20 protein-coding genes are annotated in these 25,993 nt (G+C 52.2%); 10 read left to right on the top strand and 10 right to left on the bottom strand.

Features of this window, described 5'->3' with window-relative positions:
- Positions 1-201: 201 nt before the first annotated feature.
- The 4 genes from BEI65_RS13250 to puuR all read right to left on the bottom strand — a co-directional run bounded on the left by BEI65_RS13250 (position 202) and on the right by puuR (position 4,687).
- Entirely contained in the window at positions 202-1,197 is a 996-nt protein-coding gene (locus tag BEI65_RS13250; RefSeq protein ID WP_099063738.1) for an ABC transporter permease, read from the bottom strand.
- On the bottom strand, positions 1,194-2,705 hold the full coding sequence (locus BEI65_RS13255; protein ID WP_099063739.1) for a sugar ABC transporter ATP-binding protein: 1,512 nt from the start codon (positions 2,703-2,705) through the stop codon (positions 1,194-1,196). The genes BEI65_RS13250 and BEI65_RS13255 overlap by 4 nt, the downstream gene beginning before the upstream one ends.
- Positions 2,706-2,828: 123 nt before the next feature.
- Positions 2,829-4,109, bottom strand: coding sequence for an FAD-binding oxidoreductase (locus tag BEI65_RS13260; RefSeq protein ID WP_099063740.1), 1,281 nt, complete (start codon positions 4,107-4,109; stop codon positions 2,829-2,831).
- A 20-nt stretch (positions 4,110-4,129) separates the two neighbouring features.
- The gene (gene puuR / locus BEI65_RS13265) at positions 4,130-4,687 is read right to left on the bottom strand and encodes an HTH-type transcriptional regulator PuuR (RefSeq protein ID WP_099063741.1); all 558 of its coding nucleotides are present in this window, start codon (positions 4,685-4,687) and stop codon (positions 4,130-4,132) included.
- A gap of 394 nt (positions 4,688-5,081) precedes the next feature.
- On the opposite strand from puuR, the gene BEI65_RS13270 reads away from it, so the two are divergent.
- Positions 5,082-6,500, top strand: coding sequence for a glutamine synthetase family protein (locus tag BEI65_RS13270; RefSeq protein WP_099063742.1), 1,419 nt, complete (start codon positions 5,082-5,084; stop codon positions 6,498-6,500).
- Positions 6,501-7,034: 534 nt separating this feature from the next.
- The gene (locus BEI65_RS13280; RefSeq protein WP_099063743.1) at positions 7,035-8,402 is read left to right on the top strand and encodes an APC family permease; all 1,368 of its coding nucleotides are present in this window, start codon (positions 7,035-7,037) and stop codon (positions 8,400-8,402) included.
- A gap of 200 nt (positions 8,403-8,602) precedes the next feature.
- Here the strand turns inward: BEI65_RS13280 and sbcB are convergent, their stop codons facing one another.
- The 3 genes from sbcB to BEI65_RS13295 all read right to left on the bottom strand — a co-directional run bounded on the left by sbcB (position 8,603) and on the right by BEI65_RS13295 (position 10,599).
- A complete protein-coding gene (sbcB, locus tag BEI65_RS13285) occupies positions 8,603-10,030 on the bottom strand; it encodes an exodeoxyribonuclease I (protein ID WP_099063744.1) in 1,428 nt (475 codons plus the stop codon).
- 91 nt (positions 10,031-10,121) lie between these two features.
- Positions 10,122-10,313 (bottom strand): DNA polymerase III subunit theta, encoded by a 192-nt coding sequence (locus tag BEI65_RS13290; RefSeq protein ID WP_099063745.1) that lies wholly within the window; start codon positions 10,311-10,313, stop codon positions 10,122-10,124.
- A 76-nt stretch (positions 10,314-10,389) separates the two neighbouring features.
- Positions 10,390-10,599, bottom strand: coding sequence for a hypothetical protein (locus BEI65_RS13295; protein ID WP_099063746.1), 210 nt, complete (start codon positions 10,597-10,599; stop codon positions 10,390-10,392).
- Between the two features lie 257 nt (positions 10,600-10,856).
- Between BEI65_RS13295 and BEI65_RS13300 the strand changes: the two genes are divergently transcribed.
- Positions 10,857-11,966, top strand: coding sequence for an SDR family oxidoreductase (locus BEI65_RS13300; RefSeq protein WP_099063747.1), 1,110 nt, complete (start codon positions 10,857-10,859; stop codon positions 11,964-11,966).
- Positions 11,967-11,998: 32 nt separating this feature from the next.
- Here the strand turns inward: BEI65_RS13300 and BEI65_RS13305 are convergent, their stop codons facing one another.
- Positions 11,999-12,745, bottom strand: a complete 747-nt coding sequence (locus BEI65_RS13305) for a S24 family peptidase (protein WP_099063748.1) — start codon at positions 12,743-12,745, stop codon at positions 11,999-12,001.
- Between the two features lie 204 nt (positions 12,746-12,949).
- On the opposite strand from BEI65_RS13305, the gene BEI65_RS13310 reads away from it, so the two are divergent.
- From BEI65_RS13310 to tmaR, 3 genes are all read left to right on the top strand, one after another.
- The gene (locus BEI65_RS13310; RefSeq protein ID WP_099063749.1) at positions 12,950-13,717 is read left to right on the top strand and encodes an N-acetylmuramoyl-L-alanine amidase; all 768 of its coding nucleotides are present in this window, start codon (positions 12,950-12,952) and stop codon (positions 13,715-13,717) included.
- Positions 13,718-13,816: 99 nt separating this feature from the next.
- Positions 13,817-14,884: an FUSC family protein gene (locus BEI65_RS13315; protein ID WP_099063750.1), complete on the top strand. Its 1,068-nt coding sequence runs from the start codon at positions 13,817-13,819 to the stop codon at positions 14,882-14,884.
- 161 nt (positions 14,885-15,045) lie between these two features.
- On the top strand, positions 15,046-15,363 hold the full coding sequence (tmaR, locus tag BEI65_RS13320; protein WP_020827737.1) for a PTS system regulator TmaR: 318 nt from the start codon (positions 15,046-15,048) through the stop codon (positions 15,361-15,363).
- A 51-nt stretch (positions 15,364-15,414) separates the two neighbouring features.
- Here the strand turns inward: tmaR and BEI65_RS13325 are convergent, their stop codons facing one another.
- Both BEI65_RS13325 and BEI65_RS13330 read right to left on the bottom strand, forming a co-directional pair.
- The gene (locus BEI65_RS13325; protein WP_099063751.1) at positions 15,415-16,203 is read right to left on the bottom strand and encodes an ABC transporter substrate-binding protein; all 789 of its coding nucleotides are present in this window, start codon (positions 16,201-16,203) and stop codon (positions 15,415-15,417) included.
- A 34-nt stretch (positions 16,204-16,237) separates the two neighbouring features.
- Positions 16,238-17,407, bottom strand: a complete 1,170-nt coding sequence (locus BEI65_RS13330; protein ID WP_099063752.1) for a M20 aminoacylase family protein — start codon at positions 17,405-17,407, stop codon at positions 16,238-16,240.
- 139 nt (positions 17,408-17,546) lie between these two features.
- On the opposite strand from BEI65_RS13330, the gene BEI65_RS13335 reads away from it, so the two are divergent.
- From BEI65_RS13335 to BEI65_RS13350, 4 genes are all read left to right on the top strand, one after another.
- Positions 17,547-18,500, top strand: a complete 954-nt coding sequence (locus tag BEI65_RS13335; protein WP_099063753.1) for a LysR substrate-binding domain-containing protein — start codon at positions 17,547-17,549, stop codon at positions 18,498-18,500.
- Between the two features lie 572 nt (positions 18,501-19,072).
- Positions 19,073-21,991: an archaeal ATPase gene (locus tag BEI65_RS13340; protein ID WP_232519093.1), complete on the top strand. Its 2,919-nt coding sequence runs from the start codon at positions 19,073-19,075 to the stop codon at positions 21,989-21,991.
- Positions 21,992-22,017: 26 nt separating this feature from the next.
- Positions 22,018-24,417 carry an adenosine deaminase gene (locus BEI65_RS13345; RefSeq protein ID WP_099063754.1) on the top strand — a complete coding sequence of 800 codons (2,400 nt, stop codon included), beginning with the start codon at positions 22,018-22,020 and terminating at the stop codon, positions 24,415-24,417.
- Between the two features lie 633 nt (positions 24,418-25,050).
- The gene (locus BEI65_RS13350; RefSeq protein ID WP_099063755.1) at positions 25,051-25,890 is read left to right on the top strand and encodes a hypothetical protein; all 840 of its coding nucleotides are present in this window, start codon (positions 25,051-25,053) and stop codon (positions 25,888-25,890) included.
- The last annotated feature ends 103 nt before the right edge of the window (positions 25,891-25,993 follow it).

Consider the following 25,993-nt stretch of genomic DNA (forward strand, 5'->3'; position numbering starts at 1 on the left):
TAATAAGTAGAAACGGGCTCCGTCGTTGCGGAGTTCGTCGTTCCGTCAGTATTTCGTCAGGCCATTGTAAGGATTTCAAACAAAATGTAAACGCAAATGATAATTCGTATCATTTGTATGCTTATAAATAGAAAGGGGATCTGGCTCAGGCAGTGATGAATGGCAGGAAAAGCCGGCGCAGCAGGACGTGCGCCGGGGAAATCAGCGTTTCTGGATGTAGGTGATCGCTAGCGCCAGGGCCAGCACCAGACCTTTGATAATGTCCATCGCGTAGTAGGGGACGGAGAGCATCACCAGGCCGTTTTGCAACACGCCGAGGATCACCGCGCCGACTAGCGTGCCAAGCGCGTTAGGTTTACCGGAGCCGGCCAGCGAGAAACCAATGTAGGCGGCGGCGACCGCATCCATCAGATAACCGCTGCCGGCATTCACCTGCGAAGAACCAATACGTGACGCCAGCAGTATGCCACCAAGCGAGGCCAGCAGGGCAGAAATGACATAAGCCGCAACCCTGTAACGTACGGTGCGGATACCTGAAAGACGTGCCGCCTCCGGGTTACCGCCGATGGCATACATACGACGGCCATGCTTGGTCAGCGACAGGAACAACTGCACCACCACAGTGACTGCCAGCATAATCAGCACGATCACCGGTACCTGGCCCAGTGACGAGAAGATCTCCGGGATCAGGCCTTCCGCCATATCGCCGTTCGGCAGCAGCATATTTTGGGTGATGGATCCGCCGTAGCTGTAGGTCATCGCTACGCCCTGGATCACAAACAGGCTGGCCAGCGTCGCCAGCATATCGGGGATTTTCAGCACCACGATCAGGAAAGCGTTAAACAGCCCGACCAGCGTGCAAATCAGCAACGTCAGTACAATCGCGCCGGTGGTCCCGAAGCCGTGCCAAACGAACAGCGAAACCACCAGGGCGTTGGCCAGCGAGGCGGTGGAACCGACGGAAAGGTCGAAACCGCCGACCGACAGCGAAATGGAGACCCCGATGGCGATCACCGTGACGATGGCAATTGAGCGTAAAATATTGATGATGTTATTGGGATCGAGGAAGTTGTCCGACGCCAGCCCGAACAGGGCGATCAGCGCGACAACGGTGAGTAACATCCCCCATTTGTAGAGAAACTCAAACAGCTGATGGCGCCAGGGTTGCGCATTCTGCAGGGATAATTCTTTACTCACGCTGGGGTTCCTCCGGTGGAATACAGTAATAGGGTTTCTTCATCAATCTCGGCGGCGTCAAGCTCCGCCACCACTCGGCCATCCCACAGCACGCAGATGCGATCGCATAAACCGACCAGCTCGGAGAACTCGCCGGAAGCATAGATAATGCCTTTGCCGTCGCGCGCCAGGCCGTCGATCAGGGTGAACAGCTCCTGTTTGGCCTTGATATCCACGCCCTTGGTCGGCTCATCGAAAATCAGTACCTTGGCATCGCCGCGTAACCATTTGCCAATGGCGACTTTTTGCTGGTTGCCGCCCGACAGCCTTGCCAGCCGTTGTTGCGGGCCAGAGGCACGGATATTCAGGCGCTGCATGATATCCCGCGCCCAGCGCAGTTCCTGACGGCGGCTGAACAGGCTCCAGCGTGAGAAGCTTTCGTCGGCGCTGACGCTCAGGTTCATCGGGATGGCTTCATCAATAAAAATACCTTCTTTGCGTCGTTCTTCCGGCACCAGCGCCAGCCCTTGTTCAACGCTGAGGTGCGGCGCACGCGGGGCCCAGGGCTTGCCCAGCAGTTCGCCCCGTTCAACCCGGGCTGCTGAGGCACCAAACAGCGCCTTGCACAGTTCGGTTTTGCCTGCACCGGCCAGCCCGGCAATACCGAGGATTTCCCCCTGATGCAGCTTTAGCGTGATGTCACGCAGCTTGTGGCGATCGTTCAGACCTTCCACCTGCAACAGCGGACGGGCACCGTGCGGTAGGCGCGGCGGCGGGAAGATATCGTCCAACTGATGGCCGAGCATTTTTTCGACAATCTGTTCGCCGCTCAGCCCCTGCATGGTGTCTTCGCTGACGTGGCGGCCATCGCGCAGTACCGTCAGGCGGTCGCAAATTTCACTCAGCTCATGAATGCGGTGGGAAATAAACACCACGCCGATGCCTTCGGACTTAAGACGGCGCACCACGCGGAACAGACGTTCACTTTCAGCGCGATCAAGCGGGGCGGTGGGTTCATCGAGCACCAGGAAGCGGCAACGGTGGGACAGCGCACGGGCCAGCAGCACCTGCTGTTTTTCCGCCAATGTGCAGTCCGCCAATCGTTGACGAAGGTTAATGGTCAAATCCAGCTGGGTCAGTAACTGTGCCGCCTGGCGATACAGTTGCGCCCAGTTCAGCAGATGGCCCGGCTGGTTCAGCCAGTCGAGCATGATATTTTCCGCCACCGACAGCGTGGGGATCAGCGCCACATCCACTTCCTGCTGCACCACGTGGATCCCGTGCTGACGCGCCTGCAGCGGCGAATGAATATCCACTTTTTGGCCGTCGATAAAGATCTCACCACGGTAATGGTTGTGCGCGCCGGAAAGTATTGCCATCAGCGTGGATTTTCCTGCGCCATTAGCGCCGACCAGCGCATGGGTAGAGCCGCCCTGCAGGGTGAAGTCAACGTTTTGCAGGGCGTTGAAGCCGGCAAAGGCGATCGAGATATTGCGCATCTCGAGGCGTGAGGGCGTAGGGATTGGCATAGTGTGATTAAAAGACGTTTAGGTGTTTAGATGGCTAAAGTAAGTCTTTTGTAACACAGATTGCGATTTCCGCAACAAACTAAATGGCATAACTGAGATCAAAAAAATCTGGTCGGGCAGGCACTAGAACCCCAGCCGGTCACGCAACGCATAGTAGGCCGCGCCGAGGGCGGTGAAGGGAACGCGCAGCTGGCGGCCACCCAAAAAAGGCAGGTGCGGCAATTTGGCGAAGGCGTCAAAGCGTTCGGCATCGCCGCGCAGCACTTCGGCGATCAGCTTGCCCGCCAAATGCGTGCTGGTCACGCCATGACCGCTGTCGCCCTGCATGTAATAGACGTTATTCTCCAGCCGACCAAACTGCGGCATACGTGACAGCGTCAGCAGGAAGTTGCCGCTCCAGTGGTAATCAATCCGCACCCGTTTCAGTTGCGGGAAAGTCTTCAATAGCTTGGGCAGGATTAACGCGTCGATATCGGCAGGGTCGCGGGCGCCATACACCACGCCACCGCCATACAGCAGGCGGTTGTCGGCGGTCAGGCGAAAGTAATCCAGCAGGTAATTGCAGTCTTCGACACAGAAATTATTGGGCAGCAGCGACAGCGCCATGTCCCTGGTCAACGGCTCGGTAGCGAGAATTTGTGAGCCGCAGGGCATGCTTAAGCGGCTAAGGCGGGGTTCGAGTTGCTCACCGAGGTAGGCGTTGCCGGCAATAATCACAAAGTTGGCGCTGACCAACCCCTGGGCAGTGTGCACCCTGACCGTTTCACCGTAGTCGATGCGCGTGGCGGCAGATTGTTCGAACAGCTGCCCGCCGTGACGGCGTACCGCCTCGGCTTCACCCAGCGCCAGATTGAGTGGGTGCAGGTGGCCGCCGTTGCGATCCAACAGCCCGCCGACGTAACGATCGCTGGCAATCTCACGGCGAATAGCTTGCTGATCCAACCATTCCAATTGGTGATTGCCATAGCGCTGCCAGCGGACCTGTTGCTGCTGCAGCTCATGACGTTGTTTTGGATTCAGAGCGGCGAAGATACCGCCGGGACGGTAGTCGCAGGCGATGGCGTATTGATCGATGCGCTGGCGGATAATCTCCGCCCCTTCGAACATCATGCTGCCCAGCATCGCTGCGGTATCCGCGCCATAGCGCGCTTCGATCACATCGATATCACGACTGTAGGAGTTGACTACCTGACCCCCGTTGCGACCGCTGGCGCCCCAGCCGATGCGGGCAGCTTCCAGCAGCACCACATCGTAACCGGCCTCAACCAAATGCAACGCCGACGACAGGCCGGTAAAGCCGCCGCCAATAATGCAGACGTCGCAGCGGACCGGCCCGTTCAGCGCTGCACAGGGCGCGAACGGGTTGGCGGTAGCGGCATAATAACTGGCGACATGTTCCTGCATAACGCCTCCGCCCCTAGGGGTCAGAAGGTGGTGGGGGTATGTGCGCTGACGATGCGACAGACGCGCGCCGAGGTATTGCTGAAACTGTGGGGAATGCCGGTGTTAATCGCATAGCTCTGGCCGGCGCTCAAACAATGGGTCTGGCCGTTGATGGTCAGCATGATCTCGCCTTCCAGCAGGGTGCCAATCTCCTCGCCCTGGTGCTTGATCTTCTCTCCGGTGGTGGTGCCGGGTTGATAGGTTTCCAGCATCATCGCCAGATTGCGCGTTGGGTTGCCGTTGTGCACCAGCTTCATCGACACGCCCTGGCTGCCGATCTCGATCAGATCTTCGGCCTCGATCACCACTTTGGGTTCATTGGCGGTCTCAGGCTCGGCAAAGAATGCCGACAGCGACAGCCCGTAAACCTTCAGCAACTTTTGCAGCGTACTGATGGCCGGACTGACCTTGTCCTGCTCGATAGTGCTGATTGCGCTGTGGGTTAACCCGGACAGTTCGGCGACCCGGCGCTGCGACAAACCCAATTGCAGACGGATCTGTGACAGGCGCTTGCCTGGTGCCAAGCTGACTTCGCTCATAGCGGTACTTCCTTCTGGTAGGGACGACAGGCAGAAATGAATATCGGTGTCAGGTGCCTGTCTGAGTGAGTTCGACACAGCATGATATCGGTAGTTGTGACCGATATGGAAAATATATTGCCCATGACCACCCCCATTCTGGCGGACGAAATTCTGTACACAAAAAGGCAGTTAACGCCTTTTCGGTCAATATTTTATCAATTTAGCAGTCGGTGGCGAATAATCAAACAGGATTGTAACATTTGCAAACCATTTGTGTTAAGGCTATGTTTCATATTATGGATGTTATTTTGAGCGCCCATTCTGGCGCAGTCTACAGAGAAATCAGACCATGTGTTGAACCTATCGGCAGGCGAACGCAAGCGCGTTCTCAGAGCATAATGGCGGGTGATGTATGCAAACCAATATCGCAGCAGTTGAAAATTTTGCACAGCATAATGAAGAGAGGCGAAGTAGCGCGTTCCAACGTGAGGTTGCTCACTATTTGGAACGCCACCCCTCAACGCAGTATATCGATATCCTTCTCACTGACCTGAATGGTTCCTTCCGCGGTAAACGTATTCCCGTCTCCGGACTGAAAAAATTGGAAAAAGGCTGTTACTTCCCCGCCTCGGTATTCGCTATGGATATTTTGGGCAACGTGGTGGAAGAGGCAGGCCTGGGCCAGGAACTGGGTGAGCCGGACCGCGTTTGTCTGCCGGTGCTCGGTTCACTGACGCCGTCAGCGGCGGACCCGGATAATATCGGTCAGGTATTGCTGACCATGCTGGATGAAGATGGCACTCCCTTTGACGTTGAACCCCGTAATGTCCTGAATCGAGTGTGGCAGGCGTTGCGCCAGCGCGGCATGTTCCCGGTGGTAGCGGTAGAGTTGGAGTTCTATCTCATTGATCGACAGCGAGACTCAGAGGGGTATTTGCAGCCGCCCTGTGCGCCCGGTACCCAGGAGCGCAATATGCAGAGCCAGGTTTACTCGCTGGATAACCTGAATCATTTTGCCGAGGTGTTAAACGACATCGACAGCCTGGCGCAGATGCAGGGCTTGCCGGCGGACGGCGCAGTTGCGGAGGCGTCACCCGGCCAGTTCGAGGTGAACCTGAAGCATACCGATAACGTGCTGCTGGCCTGTGACCATGCGCTGGGGCTGAAGCGTCTGGTGCGAATGGTGGCGGAAAACCATCACTTGCACGCCACCTTTATGGCGAAACCTTATGAGGAATACGCCGGTAGCGGCATGCACGTGCATATCAGCATGCTCGACGGCAACGGTAACAACCTGTTCGCGCAAGCGGACGGCGAAGACTCGACGTTGCTGCATCGCGCGCTGGCCGGGATGATCACCTTAATGCCGGCCTCCATGGCGCTGCTGGCACCCAATATTAACGCCTTCCGTCGTTTTCAGCCGGGCATGTATGTGCCTACCCAGGCATCCTGGGGACACAACAACCGCACCGTTGCGCTGCGTATTCCCTGCGGCGAGCAGGAGAATCATCGGGTGGAATACCGCGTGGCGGGCGCCGATGCCAATCCTTATCTGGTGGTGGCGGCGATACTGTCAGGTATTCTTTACGGGCTGGACAACGAACTGCCATTACCTGAGCCGGTGACCGGCAACGGGCTGGAGCAGGAAGGGCTGCCGTTCCCGATCCGCCAAAGCGATGCGCTGTATGAATTTGAGCATCAGCACGAACTGACGCAGTATCTCGGCGAACGTTTTGCGCATGTTTACCACGCCTGCAAAATGGATGAACTGATGCAGTTCGAGCGCCTGGTGACGGAAACCGAGATCGACTGGATGTTGAAAAATGCCTGAGGGGGCGTAAACTGAGCGTCATTAAGTTGATCGGTGAAAGTGAAGATAGCGGATTAATTCACCCGTAAGGGCGCTTTTCCGAACGATCGCGAAAAGAATTTGTTTAACAGGCCTTCCTGATCTTGTCATCAGGAGGGTTTCTGGTGCAAAATATCCCTAATGCAGATAGCCGACGTTTTAACGCGTCGGTTATTTTTTTTGCATTTGTGTTCTACAAACTGTGCGTTTCATACACCAAGCGAGGCCGGACACCGATCCGGATAGATAAATAGTTTCGTGCGCGATCAAATAAAACTTTATGGTCGTGACTCATGAGGATAAGAAAGATGGGGCAATTTTTCACTTTAGCACCGGTGCCCGCCGGTTTCCGCTGCGGTCGCAGCGATTATGGAGCAGCCAAGGCCGCCTTGACTCGTTATCCAGCTTCCAATCCCCTTCTTTTTGAATTCAGTCGCAAGTTGCGAAGTTTCCCCGCAACCTTAAGTCTTGGCGTGTCTACGCTCCGCAAGACTGAAGGTAAGGGGGGGCTGCGTCATGTCCGATAACATCATCAGCGCCGCTCCGGCTCAACGTGCACAGCTGCGTAAAACCCTGACTTTAGTTCCGGTAGTGATGATGGGGCTGGCTTATCTGCAGCCAATGACCATCTTCGATACCTTTGGCATCGTATCCGGCCTGACCGATGGTCACGTCGCCACTGCGTACGCCTTTGCTCTGCTGGCGGTACTGTTTACCGCACTGAGCTACGGCAAACTGGTACGGAAATTCCCGTCCGCCGGTTCTGCCTATACCTATGCCCAGAAGGCCATCAGCCCGCACGTTGGCTTTATGGTGGGCTGGTCATCACTGCTGGACTACCTGTTCATGCCGATGATCAACATTCTGTTGGCCAAAATTTACCTGGAAGCCATCTTCCCGGGTGTGCCTTCGTGGATCTTCGTGGCGGCACTGGTCGCGCTGATGACGGTGTTCAACCTGCGCGGCATCAAGCTGGTGGCGAACCTGAACTCCATTATCGTGGTGGTGCAGGTAGCGATCATGATCGTGTTCCTGTTCCTGGTGGTGAATGGCATTTCGCATGGTGAAGGTGCCGGTACGCTGATCAGCAGCCGTCCGTTCTGGTCTGAAGGTGCGCATGTGGTGCCGATGATTACCGGTGCGACCATTCTGTGCTTCTCGTTCCTCGGTTTTGATGGCATCAGCTCGCTGTCTGAAGAAACCAAAGACGCGGAGAACGTGATCCCGAAAGCCATCTTCCTGACGGCGTTGATCGGCGGCGTTATCTTTATCGTGGTGTCTTACTTTGTACAGTTGTACTTCCCGGACATTTCACGCTTTAAAGATCCTGACGCGTCTCAGCCGGAAATCATGCTGTACGTGGCCGGCAAGTTCTTCCAGTCGGTGATCCTGGTGTTCTCTTGTGTGACCGTACTGGCTTCAGGCATGGCATCGCACGCCGGTGTTTCGCGCCTGATGTATGTGATGGGTCGTGACGGCGTATTCCCGGAGCGTTTCTTCGGTTATGTGCACCCGAAATGGCGTACCCCGGCACTGAACGTGCTGTTGGTTGGCGTGATTGCGTTGTCTGCGGTGTCGTTTGATCTGGTGACGGCAACGGCGCTGATTAACTTCGGTGCGCTGGTGGCGTTCACCTTCGTGAACCTGTCGGTGATCTCGCAGTTCTATATTCGCGACAAGCTGAACCGTACCGTTAAAGACACCTTTAACTACCTGATCCTGCCAATTATGGGCGCGCTGACCGTAGGTGCACTGTGGCTGAATCTGGAAGCCAGTTCAATGACGCTGGGTCTGGTGTGGGCGGCAATTGGCCTGATTTACCTGGCCTTTGTGACCCGCAGCTTCCGCCTGCCGGTACCACAGGCTAGCGAAGACCTGGCCTAAGTCTTAACAGGTATGTGCATTAAAAAGGGCGCCTCGGCGCCCTTGATTGATGGCAAACACCCGAAAAACGTGGTTTTCGGATGTTTGGGGTAAATCGTAAGACAGAATTCTTTGTTTTTATTAGTAATAAATCTATTACTTTAGTCACCGGGAACTTTGTCAGCAGTTTTAGGGCGCTTCGGCGCCCTTTGTTGTTTTTGTCAGCCGACCAATTCTTTGCCGTACTCAAACAGCGCTTTCAATAGCGCGGTCTTTTCCTGATCGCCTTCATGCAGGTTATACAGCGACTCCAGTTGCAGGACATAGCTCTGCACCCGTTCGGCGCTCAGGGCTTCCTGGCGATGCTGTAACCAGCGGCGTTGTTCGGCGTCATCCAGCGTATTGGGGTAGTTGCGGGCACGGAAACGGAACAGCAACTCCTTCATGCGGCTATCGCTGAAGGTCAGATCCAGCGCCGGCAGGTTCTGCGGTTTGGTCTGCTGAATAATCTTCATCGCCGCCTTGTCGGCATCGCTGAAGAAACCGTCGTACAGCCGCGCATCGACATCATCAGATCCCTTGAAAGGCTCGGCTTCGGCGAACAGCGCGACGACTTTTTCACGCACTTGCGGATGCTGGCGCAACAACTGCAGGTTTTGCAGGCAGGCCTGACGATCGATACCCAGCCGCTCGGCGTTTTCCGGCAGCAGGGTTTTGGCCGGTGCCAGCACCGGACATTTGTTGATATGCACCAGTTTGATTGGGACTGGCGATTGCCCGGGGGCCAGATCGTCGCGGCGGGTATACAGCCGTTCACGCAGCTCGTCGGCACTCAGCGTCAGCAGCGGCGTCATATCGCCGGCCAGATCGCACATGATCACCGCGTTCTTGTTATCCGGGTGCCAGGCCAGCGGCGAGACCCAACTGGTGTTGCCGCGTGCGGCCCCGAACATGCCTGAAACGTGCACCAGAGGTGTCATTTCTGCAATGTCGATCAGGGCGTTCAGCTTATGCTTGTTGCGGTGCTGCAGCAGGAAATCAAACAGCCGTGGCTGCGCCTGTTTAACCAGTTTGGCCATGGCGATGGTGGCGTAGACGTCCGACATCGCGTCATGGGCTTGCTCATGTTCGATGCCGTTGGCGCGAGTCAGGTGCTCCAGACGGAAGCTGGGGAAGCCGTCTTCGTTCTCCGGCCAAACGATGCCGTCCGGGCGCAGTGCATAGCAGGCTCGCATAACGTCGAGTAAATCCCAGCGTGAGTTGCCGTTCTGCCAGCTGTAGGCATAAGGATCGTAGAAACTGCGGTAGAAAATATTGCGGCTGACTTCGTCATCGAAGCGGATATTGTTGTAACCCAGAATACAGGTGCCGGGCACGCTGAACGTCTGGTGGATCTGACGCGCAAAGTCGGCTTCGTTGACGCCCTTGGCCAGCGCCAGTTGCGGCGTGATACCGGTGATCATCACCGCTTCAGGATCGGGAAGGTAGTCATCGGCCGGGGTGCAGTAGATGACCAACGGCTCTTCGATAATATTGAAATCCGTATCGGTACGCACACCGGCAAACTGCGCCGGGCGGTCCAGCGATGGGCTAATACCGAAGGTTTCGTAGTCGTGGATGTAGAATGTGGCCGGTGCCTTGCTGCTCAAAATCGCATCTCTCACGTGGCGTAGGGAATATGCCTCTATTGTAACGGCGAGATGTACGAGTCGTTAGTGTTAATCACCGAAATGCGCGGCATTACGCACTGCGGTAGTAGTTCAGGCGCAGATGAAAGTAGGGCCGTAGCTCATCGGGTACCTGTTGTTCGGCGTTGGCGGCGTCATTGACGGTAATGCCATAGCGTTCGTTATAAATGACGCTGAGGGCCAGTAAATCGACTTCAACTTTTTCACGTTCTGCTTGCGGTAAGCTATCCAGCTTTCGACCCATATTATTCTCCCTGTGAATCATAGGGCATCATAGGATCCTTGGCCGCGCTTGTCCCTACCCCATTCTGGGGGGAGTCTCAAGAAGTCGGCGACTTTGCCTGGAGAGCGTGGCTTGGCGCGGCAGTACCATGATTATGCTGAACATATCGGGCGGCAAAATCCTGCTGGCTTTGCAGATTAGCGCGCTCGAAGGCCTCATGGGCCGAGAAAACACTGCCGATCACCGCCAGCCAGAAAACGCTGCACAGGACCAGGATGCCCAGCCAGACTTTTTGGTTATAGCTCATAAATACTCCTGATGAGTAAAGGTAATAACATTCACCAGGGAATTAAATCAGAGTTAATATCAATGCAATGTCAACGGACCGGTTTATTTCGGTTTGTTTTTTATTAATGTGTTACCAAATACCGCTGCGATGTTTCAAGATATTCCTTAAGATAATATTAAGAAAAGATAAATAGGTGCCACTGAGTTTTATTTAATATCCGTTTAATTACTTCCCCCTACAATCAGCAGCATTCAATACCAATGTGGACACCTATTATGAAAACTCTGCTGTTGACCGGCGCTACCGGCTTCCTCGGTGGTGCAGTGCTCGAGAAATTACTGAAAGAAAATCAGGCGATTAACTATCTTCTGTTAGTGCGAGCTGAAAATGCACAGCAGGGGCTGGAACGTATTCGCCAGAATATGGAAAAGTTTAATATTGATGCCGATTTATTCTCGAAGATCACGATAGAAAATATATTGTTGGGCGACTTAAGTGAGCCCGCTGACTTTTTAGCGGACACACGAATTAACAATGTAACGCGCGTTATCAATTGTGCCGCCGTTGCGTCATTTGGCAATAACCCACTTATTTGGAAGGTTAATGTTGAGGGCACGCTGGCCTTTGCCAAAAGAATGGCGCAGGTCTCTGGATTAAAACGTTTCCTGCACGTGGGCACCGCCATGTCTTGTGCGCCGGAACCGGGTTCACTGGTAGCGGAAAGCGGCGAGTTTGAAGAAACCGCCGAGCATCTGGTGGAATATACCCGTTCCAAATCGACCATCGAACAGCTGATGCGTCAGCACTGCCCGCAGCTGCCACTGGTGATTGCCCGTCCATCGATTGTGGTGGGGCATACTCGCCTGGGCTGTCAGCCTTCCAGCAGCATTTTCTGGGTGTTCAGCATGGCGCTGATGCTGCGTAAGTTTATGTGTTCGCTGCAGGATAATATCGACGTGATCCCGGTCGACTACTGTGCCGATGCGATGGTCATGCTGTTGAACAGCGAAACGCTGGAGAATGACGTTTATCATATCTCCGCCGGTGAAGAGAGCAGCGTCAGCTTTGCGGATATTGACCGTGCGATTGCCGCCGCGCTGGAAAAACCGCCGCTAGGCGATCATTACGCGCAGGTCAGTTACGAAGCGCTGTTGAAAATGCGCAAACAGCTGAAGGATATTTTCGGGCCTTGTAACGAGCGACTGATGCTGAAGGCGATGCGCCTGTATGGATCTTTCGCCATGCTTAACGTGCGTTTCAGCAATGACAAAATCCTTAAGCTGGGCATGCCGAAGCCGCCGCGCTTTACCGACTATATCGACTGTTGCGTGCAGTCCACCCGGGGATTATCGATCCAGCAGCAGATGGTGGTCGATTTTAAATAACAGCAAGGCGCCAACCCACGGCGCCCGGCTGATTACCAGGACGACGACGACCAGAAAACGCGGCCCAGCACCACCAGTTGGTCTTTGCGCTGCGGATAACTCAGGTGTTCGTCCTGGTATTCTTCCCGGTTAAGGGAGCGAATAGTGACGCCGCCGTCGGGCTGTTCGATCAACACTTTTACCCGCAGCAGATTACCGTGCCGAATGGCGTAGGTCTTGCCTTCGCGAATGCGGATGTCATCGGTATTAATCCCCACCACGTCGCCGTCTTGCAGACGCGGTTCCATGCTGGAGCCGGAAATGCGGATGATGCGCGCGGCATTCACCGCCACCCCCATCTTGTGCAGATAGTAGCGACGGAAGATCAGCGAAAACTCTTCACGATCGACGATTTCATAACAGCCGTCGCCGGCAGAAAAATTGATATCCAGCAGCGGGATTTCCACAAACTCTTCCTTGTCCTGTTCGGTGTCTTCCCATACCACCGGCTTCAGGCGGGCTGGTTGAAAGTCCGACTCTGCCGCCACGTTATCAAACGGCCGTACCAACTCTTTTTCATGGAAAACGTCAAACCAGCCCTTGGGCAGATTCAGTTTGGCCTCGATCCGTCTGGCGAGATTATCACCCAGGTTACGGGAGGACTTTTCACCGCTGATTTGGCTCAGCGTAGGCGAAGAGGACTCAACCAGCACCGCAAACTCGTTCTGGTTAACACCCTGGCGGGCGTAGCTGGCCATCAGCTCGCGCAAATTATTGCGTCTTATTTCTTTGGTTTCCATTGTCGGATGATCGCACTCTTTAGCAAAAAGGTAAATATTGCTATCACTAAATATTTCTTGCTTTAACTTTAGCAATTAGCTAAACATTAACGGGTGGACAAGGTCCACGAAGGCATTGTAGGGTCGCTGCATGGTGCGACCGCTTGAGCGGGAAGGATCCTGCAATGACTGTGGTACGCGAGTTTAACTAACAAGGAATCTACTATGTTCAGTATGGATTACAACAGCTACCGCTCGGTAGCCAGCTTTGGTCACCGGGTGCGCTTTCTGGTGCTGCATTACACGGCGCAAAACTTCGCCGATTCCGTGCAGTCACTGACCGGCAAGTCGGTCAGCGCCCATTACCTGGTGCCGGATCCGCAAGATCAAAGCTATCAGGCGGCCGGTTTCAGCGGCGTGCGCATTTTTAATCTGGTTGATGAAGTGGAACGGGCCTGGCATGCCGGTGCCAGTCAGTGGGGCACTCGCAATAATCTCAACGATACGTCGATTGGCATCGAGATCGTCAATCTGGCCAGCGGCGATGGCGAAGACATTACCTTCCCGCCGTTTAATCCGCAGCAGATCGCGGCGGTCAGCCAACTGGCACAGAACATCCTGCAGCGCTATCCGGATATCACGCCGGTCAACGTAGTAGCGCATTCCGATATTGCCCCGGGCCGCAAGAGCGATCCCGGCCCGCAGTTCCCCTGGCATCAGCTGTATCTGGCCGGTATCGGCGCCTGGTATGACGAAGCCGTGCAGCAGCGTCACCAGCATGAGTATCAGTGCCATGGTGTACCGGTGCAGCCAGATTTGCTGGCGCTGTTTGCTAAATACGGTTACGACACCTCGGCAGCGATCGATGCCGAAGGCTATCGTCAACTGGTGCGCGCCTTCCAGCTGCATTTCCGTCAACGGCAGTACGACGGGGTGATGGATGTGGAAACAGCCGCCATTTTACGCGCGCTGGTGGATAAATATGCCGCATAACGCCTGACTGCGGATAGGGGACGCCTTATCCGCCTTTTCTCTGCCTGCCTTCCTCCGCTAAACTAATGTTCTTTCTCGCCATCGATCACGGGATGCATTGTGCGCCTCGACAGAAAAATATCGTCGTTTGAACATCTGACTTATCGCCATTACCGCATTGTGCACGGTGTGCGCATTGGGCTGGCGTTTATCCTGACCTTCCTGCTGATCCGCCTGCTTGAAGTGCCGGAAGGCACCTGGCCGCTGATTACCCTGGTGGTGGTGATGGGGCCGATCTCGTTCTGGGGCAACGTGTTGCAAAGGGCGTTGCAGCGTATCGCCGGCACGGTGTTTGGTGCCGCCTCGGGTCTGATCGCGCTGTATCTTGAGCTCTATTCACTCCCCTTAATGCTGGCGTGGTGCGGGGTGGTGATGTTTTTCTGCGGCTACCTGACACTCGGTAAACGGCCCTATATGGCGCTGTTGGTGGGTATTACGCTGGCGGTGGTCTGTGGCGCGGGGGCCGGTGATATGCACACCGCGCTATGGCGCAGCGGCGACGTGATTTTTGGCTCACTGCTGGCGCTGTTGTTCACCAGCATTTACCCACAGCGCGCCTACATCTTGTGGCGCATGCAGATGGCGGATTGCCTGCAAAGCGCGGGCAAGATCTACGGCGCTTATCTGTCACCGAATATGATCGAACGGCCGCGCCTGGAGCCACAGCTGAAAGATTTGCTGAATCAGGTGGTTAAATTACGTGGCCTGATTGTCCCCAGCAGCAAAGAAACCCATATTCCCAAAGCGGTGTTTGAAGCGGTGCAAACGCTGAGCCGCAATCTGGTGTGTACGCTGGAGCTGTTGGCCGATGCCTACTGGGCCTCGCGCGAAACCCACTTTATTATGCTGAATGCCAAAACCCTGCGCAGTGCGCAACTGCTGACGCTACGCTCGCTGGAAGCGCTGGCAGAGACAATGCATAACGGCCCGCAGGCACAGCAGGCGGTGGTGGCAGGGGAGCTGAGTGACATCGCCACCGAGCTGAAAACCCTGATGCAGGAGGCCAGCGTCAACCTGCACGGCGAAGCGCCGATCTACGGCTATGTCTGGCTGAGCATGGAACTGACGCAGCAGTTGGAAGAACTGGGTGACTTGCTCAAGGTGTGTACCGCCGCCGAGCGCGAATAGGGGGCCAGATCATGAAGCAGGCGCTTCGGGTTTTTGTCGCGGCGCTAAAGTGAGTAAGATAGGGCGATGAGTGTTGTGTCTGAGCGCCACAAACCTGTATCTTGGTCTCATTGTGGCCGTAAGCAAATGAATCTGTGTATTACTAAAGCAAGGGTATGAAGATGGATAATGCAAATAAGCCGAGTTTCCAGGACGTTCTGGAGTTTGTGCGTATGTTCCGACGTAAAAATAAGCTGCAGCGTGAAATTGTCGACAACGAGAAGAAAGTCCGCGACAACCAGAAGCGTGTGCTGTTGCTCGATAACCTGAGTGAGTACATCAAGCCGGGCATGAGCATTGAAGATGTTCAGGGCATCATTGCCAACATGCGCAGCGACTATGAAGATCGCGTTGATGACTACATCATCAAAAATGCCGATCTGTCTAAAGAACGTCGCGAACTGTCCAAAAAGCTGAAGGCTATGGGCGAAGTGAAGTAACCGTTTTTATTGGGCCAGGCACTCGCCTGGCCCTTTTAATCAGTCCCTCAGTTATTCCCCTTTACCGTACATATCAAAATCGAAGTATTTATCGTTCACCTTCTTGTAGGTGCCGTTGGCGATAATGGCTTTCAGCGCCGCGTTGAAGGCATCAAGTAATGCACTGTCCTCTTTACGCACGCCAATACCATCGCCAATGCCAAAATATTTGCTGTCGTTCAGTTCCGCACCGGTAAAGGCGAAGTCCTTGCCGCCGGGCGTTTTGAAGAATTCACTGGCGCTGACGCTGGCCAGCAGCGAAGCGTCCAACCGGCCGTTGGCCAGATCCTCATTCACTTCCTGTTGGCTCTGGTAGGCAACGACGTTGACACCGGCCGGTCGCCACAGTGCGTTCGCATAAGCTTCCTGGCTGGAGCCTTGCTGCACGCCAATCGATTTGCCTTTTAACGCAGCCGCCGTGGGCTGCAGATCGCTGCCTTTGCGTGCCACCAGGCGTGCCGGGGCGTTAGACACCTTGCTCGAGAAGGAGATCTGCTTTTCGCGCTGCGGCGTAATTGTCATTGAGGAGGCGATAGCGTCAAACTTTTTTGCCTGCAACCCCGGGATCATCCCATCCCAACTGCTTTCGACCCACACGCATTTGGCCTGCATTTCATCGCACAGCGCCTGAGCGATATCCACACCGAACCCGGTCAGGGCTCCTTGCGCCGTTTTGTATTCCAGCGGCGGGAAGGTGGGATCGATGCCCAGCTTAATCACCTTGCCGCTAAACTCACCGCCAAGGGCCGAAAAACTTAACGTTAACGGCAACAATAAAACCAAACCCATCGTTTTTTTCATGTCATTTCCTCAGCGGAGTGGATTAATTAATGCATTAAGCCAGGAAGCGTTCAACCAGCTTGACCCAATAAGTGGCGCCAATCGGCAAACACTCGTCGTTAAAATCGTAACCGGCGTTATGCAGCGAATTCCCGGGCGTGCTTTCCCCGTTACCAATCGAGATATAACTGCCGGGGCATTTCTCCAGCATAAAAGCGAAGTCTTCACTGGCGGTAATCGGGCGCAGGTTGGCGATAACCCGGCTTTCACCGGCCCATTCCAGCGCGACCGAACGTGCCAACTCAGTTTCTGCCGCGTGGTTAACCAGCACCGGATAACCCTGTTGGTAATCAATCTCTGCCCGGGCACCAAAGCTGACGGCCTGCGCTCCCACCAGTGCCGTAATGCGGTCTTCCAGCCGTTGACGGACATCGGCATTCAGCGCGCGCACGCTCAGCGACATGGTGGCGGTAGAGGGGATGACATTGCTTGCAAGACCGGCCTGGATCGCGCCCACGGTCACAATCGCCGTTTCCTGCGGATCGATATTTCTGGATACGATGGTCTGCAGGCTCATCACGATGGCGGCACAGACCACCACCGGATCAACGGTATGCTGCGGCACCGCGCCGTGGCCGCCGTGGCCATGCAGGGTGATGTTGACGGTATCAGCCGAGCACATGAAGGGGCCGCTGGCAAAGCCCAACTGGCCGACCGGGAAGCCGGGCACGTTGTGCATGGCGAACACCGCATCGCAGGGAAAGCGCTCGAACAACCCGTCTTCCATCATCACTCGGGCACCGCCGCCGCCTTCTTCCGCTGGCTGAAAAATCAGGTGCAAAGTACCGGTAAAGTCAGACCGCTGCGCCAGATAACACGCCGCCGCCAGCAGCATGGTGGTGTGGCCATCATGACCGCAGGCGTGCATCACGCCGCTATGGGTGCTGGCATAGGGCAATTCGCTGGTTTCTTCAATAGGCAGCGCGTCCATATCGGCGCGCAAGCCAAGCGATTTCCCCACACCGCGTTGCAGCGTGGCGACAACCCCGGTTTGTCCTATATGGCGCGTGACCTGATAACCCCATTCGGACAGCAGTTTTGCCACCAAATCGCTGGTGGCGAATTCGTTAAATCCCAATTCGGGATGAGCATGAATATGGCGACGAATGGCGACCATTTCGTGCTGAACAGCGGCTATTTCAGGTAAAACCAGCGAATGGGTCATCAGGGTTTCCAACGGGAGTATTCGGTTCCCGATGCAATCAATAACCGGGAACAAGGTACTTCGGAGACTAACAAACAACCTTTTGCCCGGGGAGCCGTCGTTCGGTTATGCTGACAACCTTTGATTGTCAGGGGGCATGATGAAACTACATCAGTTACAGGCTTTGGTCGCCAGTGCCGACGGTGGCAGCATCCGCGCCGCCGCACGACAGCTGGGGCTTTCACAGGCGGCGGTCACGCGGGCCCTGCGCGAGCTGGAACAGCAGCAGGAACTGCCATTGCTGATCCGCACACCGGTTGGACTGGGCTTTACGCCTTACGGAAAAACGCTGCTGGCACACGCCCGGCTGGTGCTGAACCAACTGGAACAGGCCAGCAACGAAATGGCGGGCCTGCGCGGGTTGGCGCAAGAGCAGGTGAAGGTGGCTATCACGCCATGGCTGATGCTGACGGTGTTACCGGCGGCCGTGGTGGCCTTTCGCAAAAAGATGCCCAGCGTGAAACTGGAGCTGTTTGAAAGCCTGATGGCCAACGCACAATCCCAACTGCGAGAGGGCACGATGGATTTTGCCATCACGCCGCTTCCGGCCTCGATGGCACCACAGGAGTTTCATTGCGAGCCGTTGCTGGATTATGAAACGGCGGTAATGGTGCGCCACGGGCATCCGTTGGGCCAAAGCACCTCCATCCACCAGTTGCTTGAGCAGGACTGGGTGCTGAATTACACCCCAGACAATTATGACGAATTAATCCATCAACTGTTCAGCCGACACGGCGCTCAACTCGATCCGAACCGCATTATTCATGCGCATTCCCTCGGTATGCTACAGGCGATGGTGGAATCGGCAGACATGTGCACCTGGTGCCCGGCACCGTTGCTCGGGCTACCGCAGTTTGCCGGACGCCTGCAGCCGCTGGCGCTACAGGAAGGCTGTGACCTGGCGCGGCTGAATATTGTCACCCGGCGCAACAGCATCCTTAGCACCGCGGCCCATGCGTTGATTGATAACCTGATCCGCACCCTGCGCCAGCATGCCCGCTCCGCGCGGCTCGAGGATCGACTGATTTATGATCGGGTGAAGTTGCTGATTTAGGGGGAAGCAGTACTAAGTTACTGGGGGACTTTGCTATTCTGGGGGCATTTCTGGCAGTCGGCTTTGTGCCAGGAGCGGACATTGGTTGTTCATGTGGATGAATACTAAGAGTTGTTTAGTTTCGCCATAAAACAGGCTCGCTTTGAGCAAATAAACAGGCAACTCTTATTTGTTGCTGAAGAAGGTAAAGCGCGATAATTTAGGCACTTAGCGTAGACTAACCTAAAAATAAATGGCTAGAAAAAAGTAATAATATACCAGCACGTTTTTGGTAACAGGAGTAGTAATTGATTGTAGTTAATATTTATCAATAATTTAACGCTAGTATATTATCTGTTAGAACTAGTGAAGGTGTGCCGACACAATATGAGCATGTTATGCGTTACCCTCGGCCCCACACTCCGCGTAGTAATGTCTGCTCGACAAAACAAACCGTTCAGTCGCGAGGATGGGGGCAGTGAATGAGGTGGTCAGTTTTACCAGCGCTCCAGGTAGTTTTGTAGGATGGATCGTGGCGAAGCGCCCCCCAACGAACTGATTGAAGCTAAGGGCATTGAGCATTGCATAAATCAATGCAGTGGAAATTTAAAGCATCAGTTCTGATGCTCAGGCTGGCAAAAAATCAAAATAAATGGATCGATATGGACATGACAGACAGCGTACAGACTGAAACGACCGAGGGAAAAATCATCATCAACTTGTTTGCGCCCAATCTTCCGGGCAGTACCAAAGAAGATGATCTCATTCAGAAATCTCTGCGTGATCAGTTAGTCGAGAGTATCCGAAACTCGGTTACCCCTACTGACACAGATAAGTCTGCTGGGCTAACACGGTTTATTGATGAGTCCGGCCGTAATGTATTTTTTGTGGATGGTACTCGCGGTGCGGGTAAAACCACTTTTATCAATAGCGTGGTCAAATCTCTGAACAGTGACAAAGGTGATGTCAAAGTCAGCATCAAGTGTTTGCCGACCATCGACCCTACCAAGTTGCCGCGTCATGAACCCATTTTGGTCACTGTGACTGCCCGTCTGAATAAAATGGTGTCCGACAAGTTAAAAGGATGCTGGTCGTCAAATGACCATAAAACACAAAAAGAACAATGGCAGAATCACCTTGCGCAGCTCCAGCGTGGTTTACATCTGCTCACAGACAAGGAATATAAGCCGGAATATTTCAGTGATGCTTTGAAGCTGGATGCCCAGCTTGATTACTCCATTGGTGGCCAGGATTTGTCAGAAATCTTTGAGAAGCTGGTTGAACGTGCGTGTGAAATTCTCGGCTGCAAGGCCATTTTGATCTCGTTTGATGATATTGATACTCAGTTTGAAGCTGGGTGGGATGTACTTGAATCTATTCGTAAATTCTTTAATAGCCAGAAATTGTTGGTGGTGGCGACAGGTGACTTGCGCCTATATTCGCAATTGATTCGCGGTAAGCAATACGAAAATTACAGCAAAACTTTGCTCGATCAGGAAAAAGAGAGCGCCCGCTTAGCAGAGCGGGGCTATATGGTTGAACACCTTGAACAGCAATATTTATTAAAACTTTTTCCGGTACAAAAGCGTATTCAACTGAAAACCATGTTGCAACTGGTCGGCGAAAAGGGAAAAGTCGGTAAAGAGAAGATCAAGGTGAAAACCGAGCTTGACATGCAGGATATTGATGCCATAGATGTCCGGCAAGCGATTGGCGATGCTGTTAGGGAAGGCCTTAATTTGAGAGAGGGCTCTGATGCAGACATGTATGTGAATGAACTGCTGAAGCAGCCAGTGCGGTTGTTGATGCAGGTGCTTCAGGATTTCTATACCAAAAAATATCATGCTACATCGGTAAAACATGATGGTAAACAAGGCAGCAATGAAAGACCTGATGAGTTATCAGTTCCGAATTTACTTAGAAATGCCTTATATGGTTCGATGCTAAGCAGCATTTATCGCGCTGGGTTAAATTATGAACAACATCGGTTTGGTATGGATTCGCTCTGTAAGGATATATTTACCTATGTAAAGCAGGATCGTGATTTTAATACCGGATTTTATTTTCGGCCTCAGTCTGAAAGTGAAGCATTAAGAAATTGCTCTATTTATTTAGCGTCTCAGGTAAGTGAAAACTGTCAAGGCAGCCTGTCAAAGTTCCTACAGATGCTTTTGGTTGGTTGTGGTTCTGTCAGCATATTCAACCAATTTGTGACCGAGTTAGCACAGGCTGAAAATGATAAAGAAAAATTCGAACAGCTTGTTAGTGAATATTTAGCTTATATGTCTGTTGGCAGAATTGAAAGCGCCTCACATTGGGCTAATCGATGTTGTGCGGTGGTTGCAAACAACCCTAATGATGAAAAGGTTGGCGTTTTTCTTGGCATGGTGCAGTTAAATCGTAAATCACGCCAAAACATGCCCGAGGGTTACAAAAAATTTAACATTGATACTGAGAATGGCTTGGCAAAAGCCGCAATGGCGGCTTCCTTGAGTACGGTAGCTTCAAATAACCTTATGGATTTCAGTAGTGTTTTTAATCTGATTGGTGCTATTGCAGATATCTCTACATGCCGTCGTGAAAGGCCTGCCATTACTAATGCTTTTAATAAAGTTATAGCTCAGACAACATGTATTGTTCCCCCATGGAGCGAGGCCGCTGCTCGTGCAGAAATGAAAGGCTCAAGTAAAAGTGCGGATAACGATGCTGCTGTTTTGGATGTTGACCTTGATCCCAAGGATGATGGCGTAACTGATGACAGTCAGCAGGATGATACAACGGAATTTTCTGATGCCATTACTAAAGTTGAGCAATGGCTTGATAAAGTAAACGAAATTGAGAATGAAATTCGTCCGTCGGCACTTTTGATTGGTAAAGTATGGACTCGGTTCTATTTTAACCTTAATAATGTGGCTGATCAGCATAAAACCAGGCTCTATAATAATGCAGAGAATGGACTAATGGCCAGTCAATCAAATGCTGCGAAAATTATGCGTTTTAATGTTTTGGCTTTTCTTCATGCGGTATTGGTTGAAGAGAGCTTTTATCATTCTGTTAGTGATAGAGAATATATCGGTGAAGGGTTAAGACTAAATCCAGTTACTTCGGTTGATGAGTTTGAGAAAAAGATAAATGTAATGAATGAAGAATTGAAAGCGGATAAGAAAACATGGAAAGATACCCATCCATTGTTTTTCTTATTAATTAGCTGTCCAATTCTACATCCGTTCATTTTTCCTGTAGGAGGGATTAATTGTTCAGCCAAAGCACTGAGCAAGGAAGCAAATTTCCTTGAACTGATTGGTGAAATTGTTGGCGACAAATTACTTTCTGAAGAAGAATGGAAGTATTTATCTGAAAATGATAATCGAAAAAGAAGCATTAAACAACAGACGTTTCAAAACACTATAACATCGCTGAATTCCTCCACAATCGTCGGAGCATCATACAATAAGGCTACGCCAGCTAGGAAAACCAAGTTGCCTTCATTAAGTGACGGCGTAGAAAAATAATAATGGTCTTCGTATAAGGATTGGGTATGGAAAGGTTTCTTCTTAACTCAACAGTACTGTTGCATAGGCTGAGTACCGTCTCTTTGGATGAGGTATCACTTGATGAGCGGGTGGAGTCATCTGTGTTCCTTGCTCAATACGAACGGGGGCGTAGTTTGCCTGATCATGTCGCCAAATCGGCTTGGTCATCTTTAGTGCAACAAATCAAACAGCGGAATATGAAACTCGGCCCAGTAGCAACCTTACGCCAGATAGCTGAAAAGTTTATTAAAAACGAGAAAGGTGGCCCCAAAATCGACCTACCTTTGTTCTCGGAATGGCAAACGCTGATGAGCCGAGTGTCGTGCCTGCCAATTATGGCGTGTCATCAGGTATTTAACTCTTGGCCTGCCAGTCAGGAATATAGCTTTCGCTGGCCTTTATATCCATATCACCCGACGGTTGAGGACTACATTACCCGTGAACACTTACACGAAACTCACCAACATCTGAATGGCAGTACCAGTGCGGAAGAGTGTTGGCTGGATGCACTCAAGCACCCAGAAGTGAGCGTCAGAGATTTCGAGAAGGGCTGGGCATCTCAAGAGATGAAACAACTTTGCGCTCAGATTGACCCCTCTCTAACGCCTGAAATCTTCAAGGACCGTTTGCAGATCGCCAGCAATATTCGCGAAATTCTTTGTCGGGTCGCTCAGGGCGTGGAGCTGCCAGAGTGGATCGTATCAATGCAGAACCCGCAGCAGTTGGCGGATAGCACAATTCTCCATCATGACCAGGAGTATGGGTTTGCGACGGTTTGGCCAACTGACGACAAATACAGTCAGGAATCTGAATTTTGCTGGCTAATCGGCTTGTTCGAAAAATGGCGGAATGGTGCGCCCGAAGGATTGGAACGACTGCTTTGGATTTACCTTCTGATTCAAAATCAGTACCTGACCTTACTGGTTCAGCGAGACGATTTTTTCGGTTTTGATCAGTTCCAGAATTACACCATGACAGAGCTGAGGGAGGAAACCGAGAAATCTTATTTGTCTCGTTTTAAACATGCCCATGGTGCTGGTGTGTATTCTCAGGTGCGTTATCTGGAAGGACGTTTTGCTCCGAAGAGCGACCCCAGCAAAATGCAAAAACTGCTCTTCAGTATGTTAAGAGGGTATTGGGAATACCTGAGTGCTCATATGTCTCTGGAATGGGTGCATGATAAGCCGCTGACTATGTCGCAAGTGCTAGATAATCTCGAACTGGTTGAACCTCATGGCAAGTGTGCAGAGCTGGCGCTAGTGCCGCACTTTATCAAAAGAAAGCCAAAAAATGGTGAGGTCTATCCTTACGCATTACTATTCAAGGACCTGAAGAATCAGGCAGCTATTCTGATGGACATGCTGAAGTATGAACCGCGCCTGACAGGCTGGATTCGAGGAGTGGATGCCGCAGCTAATGAGATGCACGCGCCACCGGAGTTGTTTGGCCCCTTGTTCCGGGTGCTAGCCAAATCAGGTATTGCTCATTTTACCTATCATGTTGGCGAGGACTTTCCGCATCTGATCAGTGGTATTCGATCCATTGATGATGCCTTGAGATTTTTGCCATTGCGTAATGGCGACCGTCTTGGTCACTGCACGGCGATTGGCATCACACCTGACATCTGGAAACGCTCTTTGCCATTGTCTTTGTCCATGACCAAAGAGACGCGATTGCTCGATTTGGTGTTTATCTGGCGGGAACTTCGAAGTCATTCGGAACTGCTGCGTTACGCCAGTGATGCAGCGATTGAAGCTGTTCGTTTGGCCCATAAGGTGTTTTCGCTGGAAGAAGAAGTCTCGATTACCACCCTGGATCAGGTATTTGAAATGCGGGGGGTGTTGGCGGAATCGGAAGGCCTGCTGGGTGAGCTAAATGGGTCATTAAAACCCAAATCCCTCTGGTTGGAAGAGTACGAGCGCGCCAGAGAGTTGGCGAAAACGGCGGGCATGAAAAGGCCGCTGAAGTTGTATAAGCAATGGCTTACATCTGACAATGTGAGAAAGCAGCGTTCTGAATATGTTGAAGTTGCCCTGGAATATTTGCCGGATGAAGCGGTTGTTGCATTACAACAAGCTGTAATGGCAAAAATGGCAGACCGAAACATTGCGATAGAATGCCCTCCGACCAGCAATACCCGTATCAGTCAGTATCGAGATGTCAGCGAGCATCATATTTTTCGTTGGATGGGCTTGCCGGGTGAGGCGATTGAAGGTGATGTTCCTATGTCTATTTGTCTTGGATCTGATGATCCGGGGATCTTCGCCGCGGATTTGAAATCCGAGTTCTATCATCTGTTCGTTGTGTTAACCCGAAAGTTCGGTTTGTCACCAACGGAGGCTTTGAGAAAGGTGGCAGAGGTGAACGAGAATGGGCGGATTTATCGCTTTCATGATGTCAGCTAGCCTGTATACATCGAGGATTCTGTGATTGTTCAAGACCCGCTGGGCTCATTGGTACCCCTCTATACGATACTGTTGCGGAGCTGGGGGAAATATGTTTCTCGGTCGGCATTTAACTCCCGATGATCATTTTGCTTGTTAGCCTGGGAGAGCGTCTTGTCGTCTATGCATAGGGCCTTTCATTGTAATCTGTATCAAAGAAGCTATTGATATCGCCCGCAAATGGCCTTGGGCCTACAGTGCCACGCAGCCAAGGCCCCTAAATTAGGCTATTTATCAATTCTATATATCTTAATGGGTTACAATAGTTAGCGAACAATTAGACGGGCACACCGGATACTCAGAGCGCACAATGAGTTCGGCACATAACAAAACAAGTCAATTGGACTGCTTTGCCGCTCGCTGCTTTAAACGTTAACGTTCGCAAATTGCTCATAGCTGACCTTAGCTATTGTAGATGTCCGCTCCGTGCCAGAAGCGGACGTTGCTTACATTGCAATATGTTAATTTATGGGAGCAGGTCAAAGCACATCACTTGCAGCCGCTGGGACAGCAACCCGCTGCACTGCTCGTCGCCCGAGCGCTTTGCGTTAGGCTCAATTAATCCTCAATTCATGATAAAAGGAAAATAAAAAAGTGAGTAGAAACCAATGGGAAGTACCTGAATGGCGTGCTCTGGGTCGAGAAGCATCATTAGTCAGGCATCTCATTGGATCAGGCGCAACGGCTATAGGTAGGGCCAATTACGCAGATAAGCTGGGCGAATATTACACTGCGTTCTTTGGACTTTCAGTTGGGTTAGAAAGGCTTTCAAAGTTAATACTGGTTACGCATTATGCTATTGAGAATCGAGGAAGAATGCCTAACGAGCAAGTTGTGAGAAAATTTGGTCACAAATTAATTGATTTGACCAACGAGGTTGAAAATATTTCCGAAAAAATGCAACTGTCGCTGAGATATTCACGTCCTACACAAGAAATTCCCCAAAAGATACTTGAATGTTTAGATTCATTTGCTGATGCCCGACGAGGTCGGTACGCAAATTTTTCTTCATTAGACAACCCCAATTTAACCGGTGATGAACCTATTAATAAATGGTGGGGCGAGGTAGCTGGATGCATACTAGAAAAGCATTATTACGGTAAGGCCGCTCAAAGGCGTGTTGAAGGTAGCGCTGAGTTAATCGATACTATGATTTCATCGTTTACGATGGTAATACATACAAACGAGAGCGGGGATACTATGCAAGACGTTAAGTCGGCCTCTATACGGACTGGCCAAAATGTCATTGTGCAAAAGTGGGGAAGGTATCATTCTTTAGCTATCGCTCGCTGGCTTGCAACGGTTTTATCTGAGCTCTCTCTTATCGCTTGCTATCAACATGATATAGATGCTTTTTTGGGCCTAAATGAATACTTTTATAGTTACACTGTTGATGATAGTTTTTTAAAAACTAGAAAGGTATGGCCTCTTTAGCAATAAAAAGCCTAACAAGTACCAATACATCGTGCCTACGGTGCTACGAGCTTGTGGTCTACTCTCCATTACTCAAGACACCTCGATGTAAGTATGCGTTCCG

This window comes from Serratia sp. BW106 (assembly GCF_002607755.1).
Taxonomy (GTDB): domain Bacteria; phylum Pseudomonadota; class Gammaproteobacteria; order Enterobacterales; family Enterobacteriaceae; genus Serratia; species Serratia proteamaculans.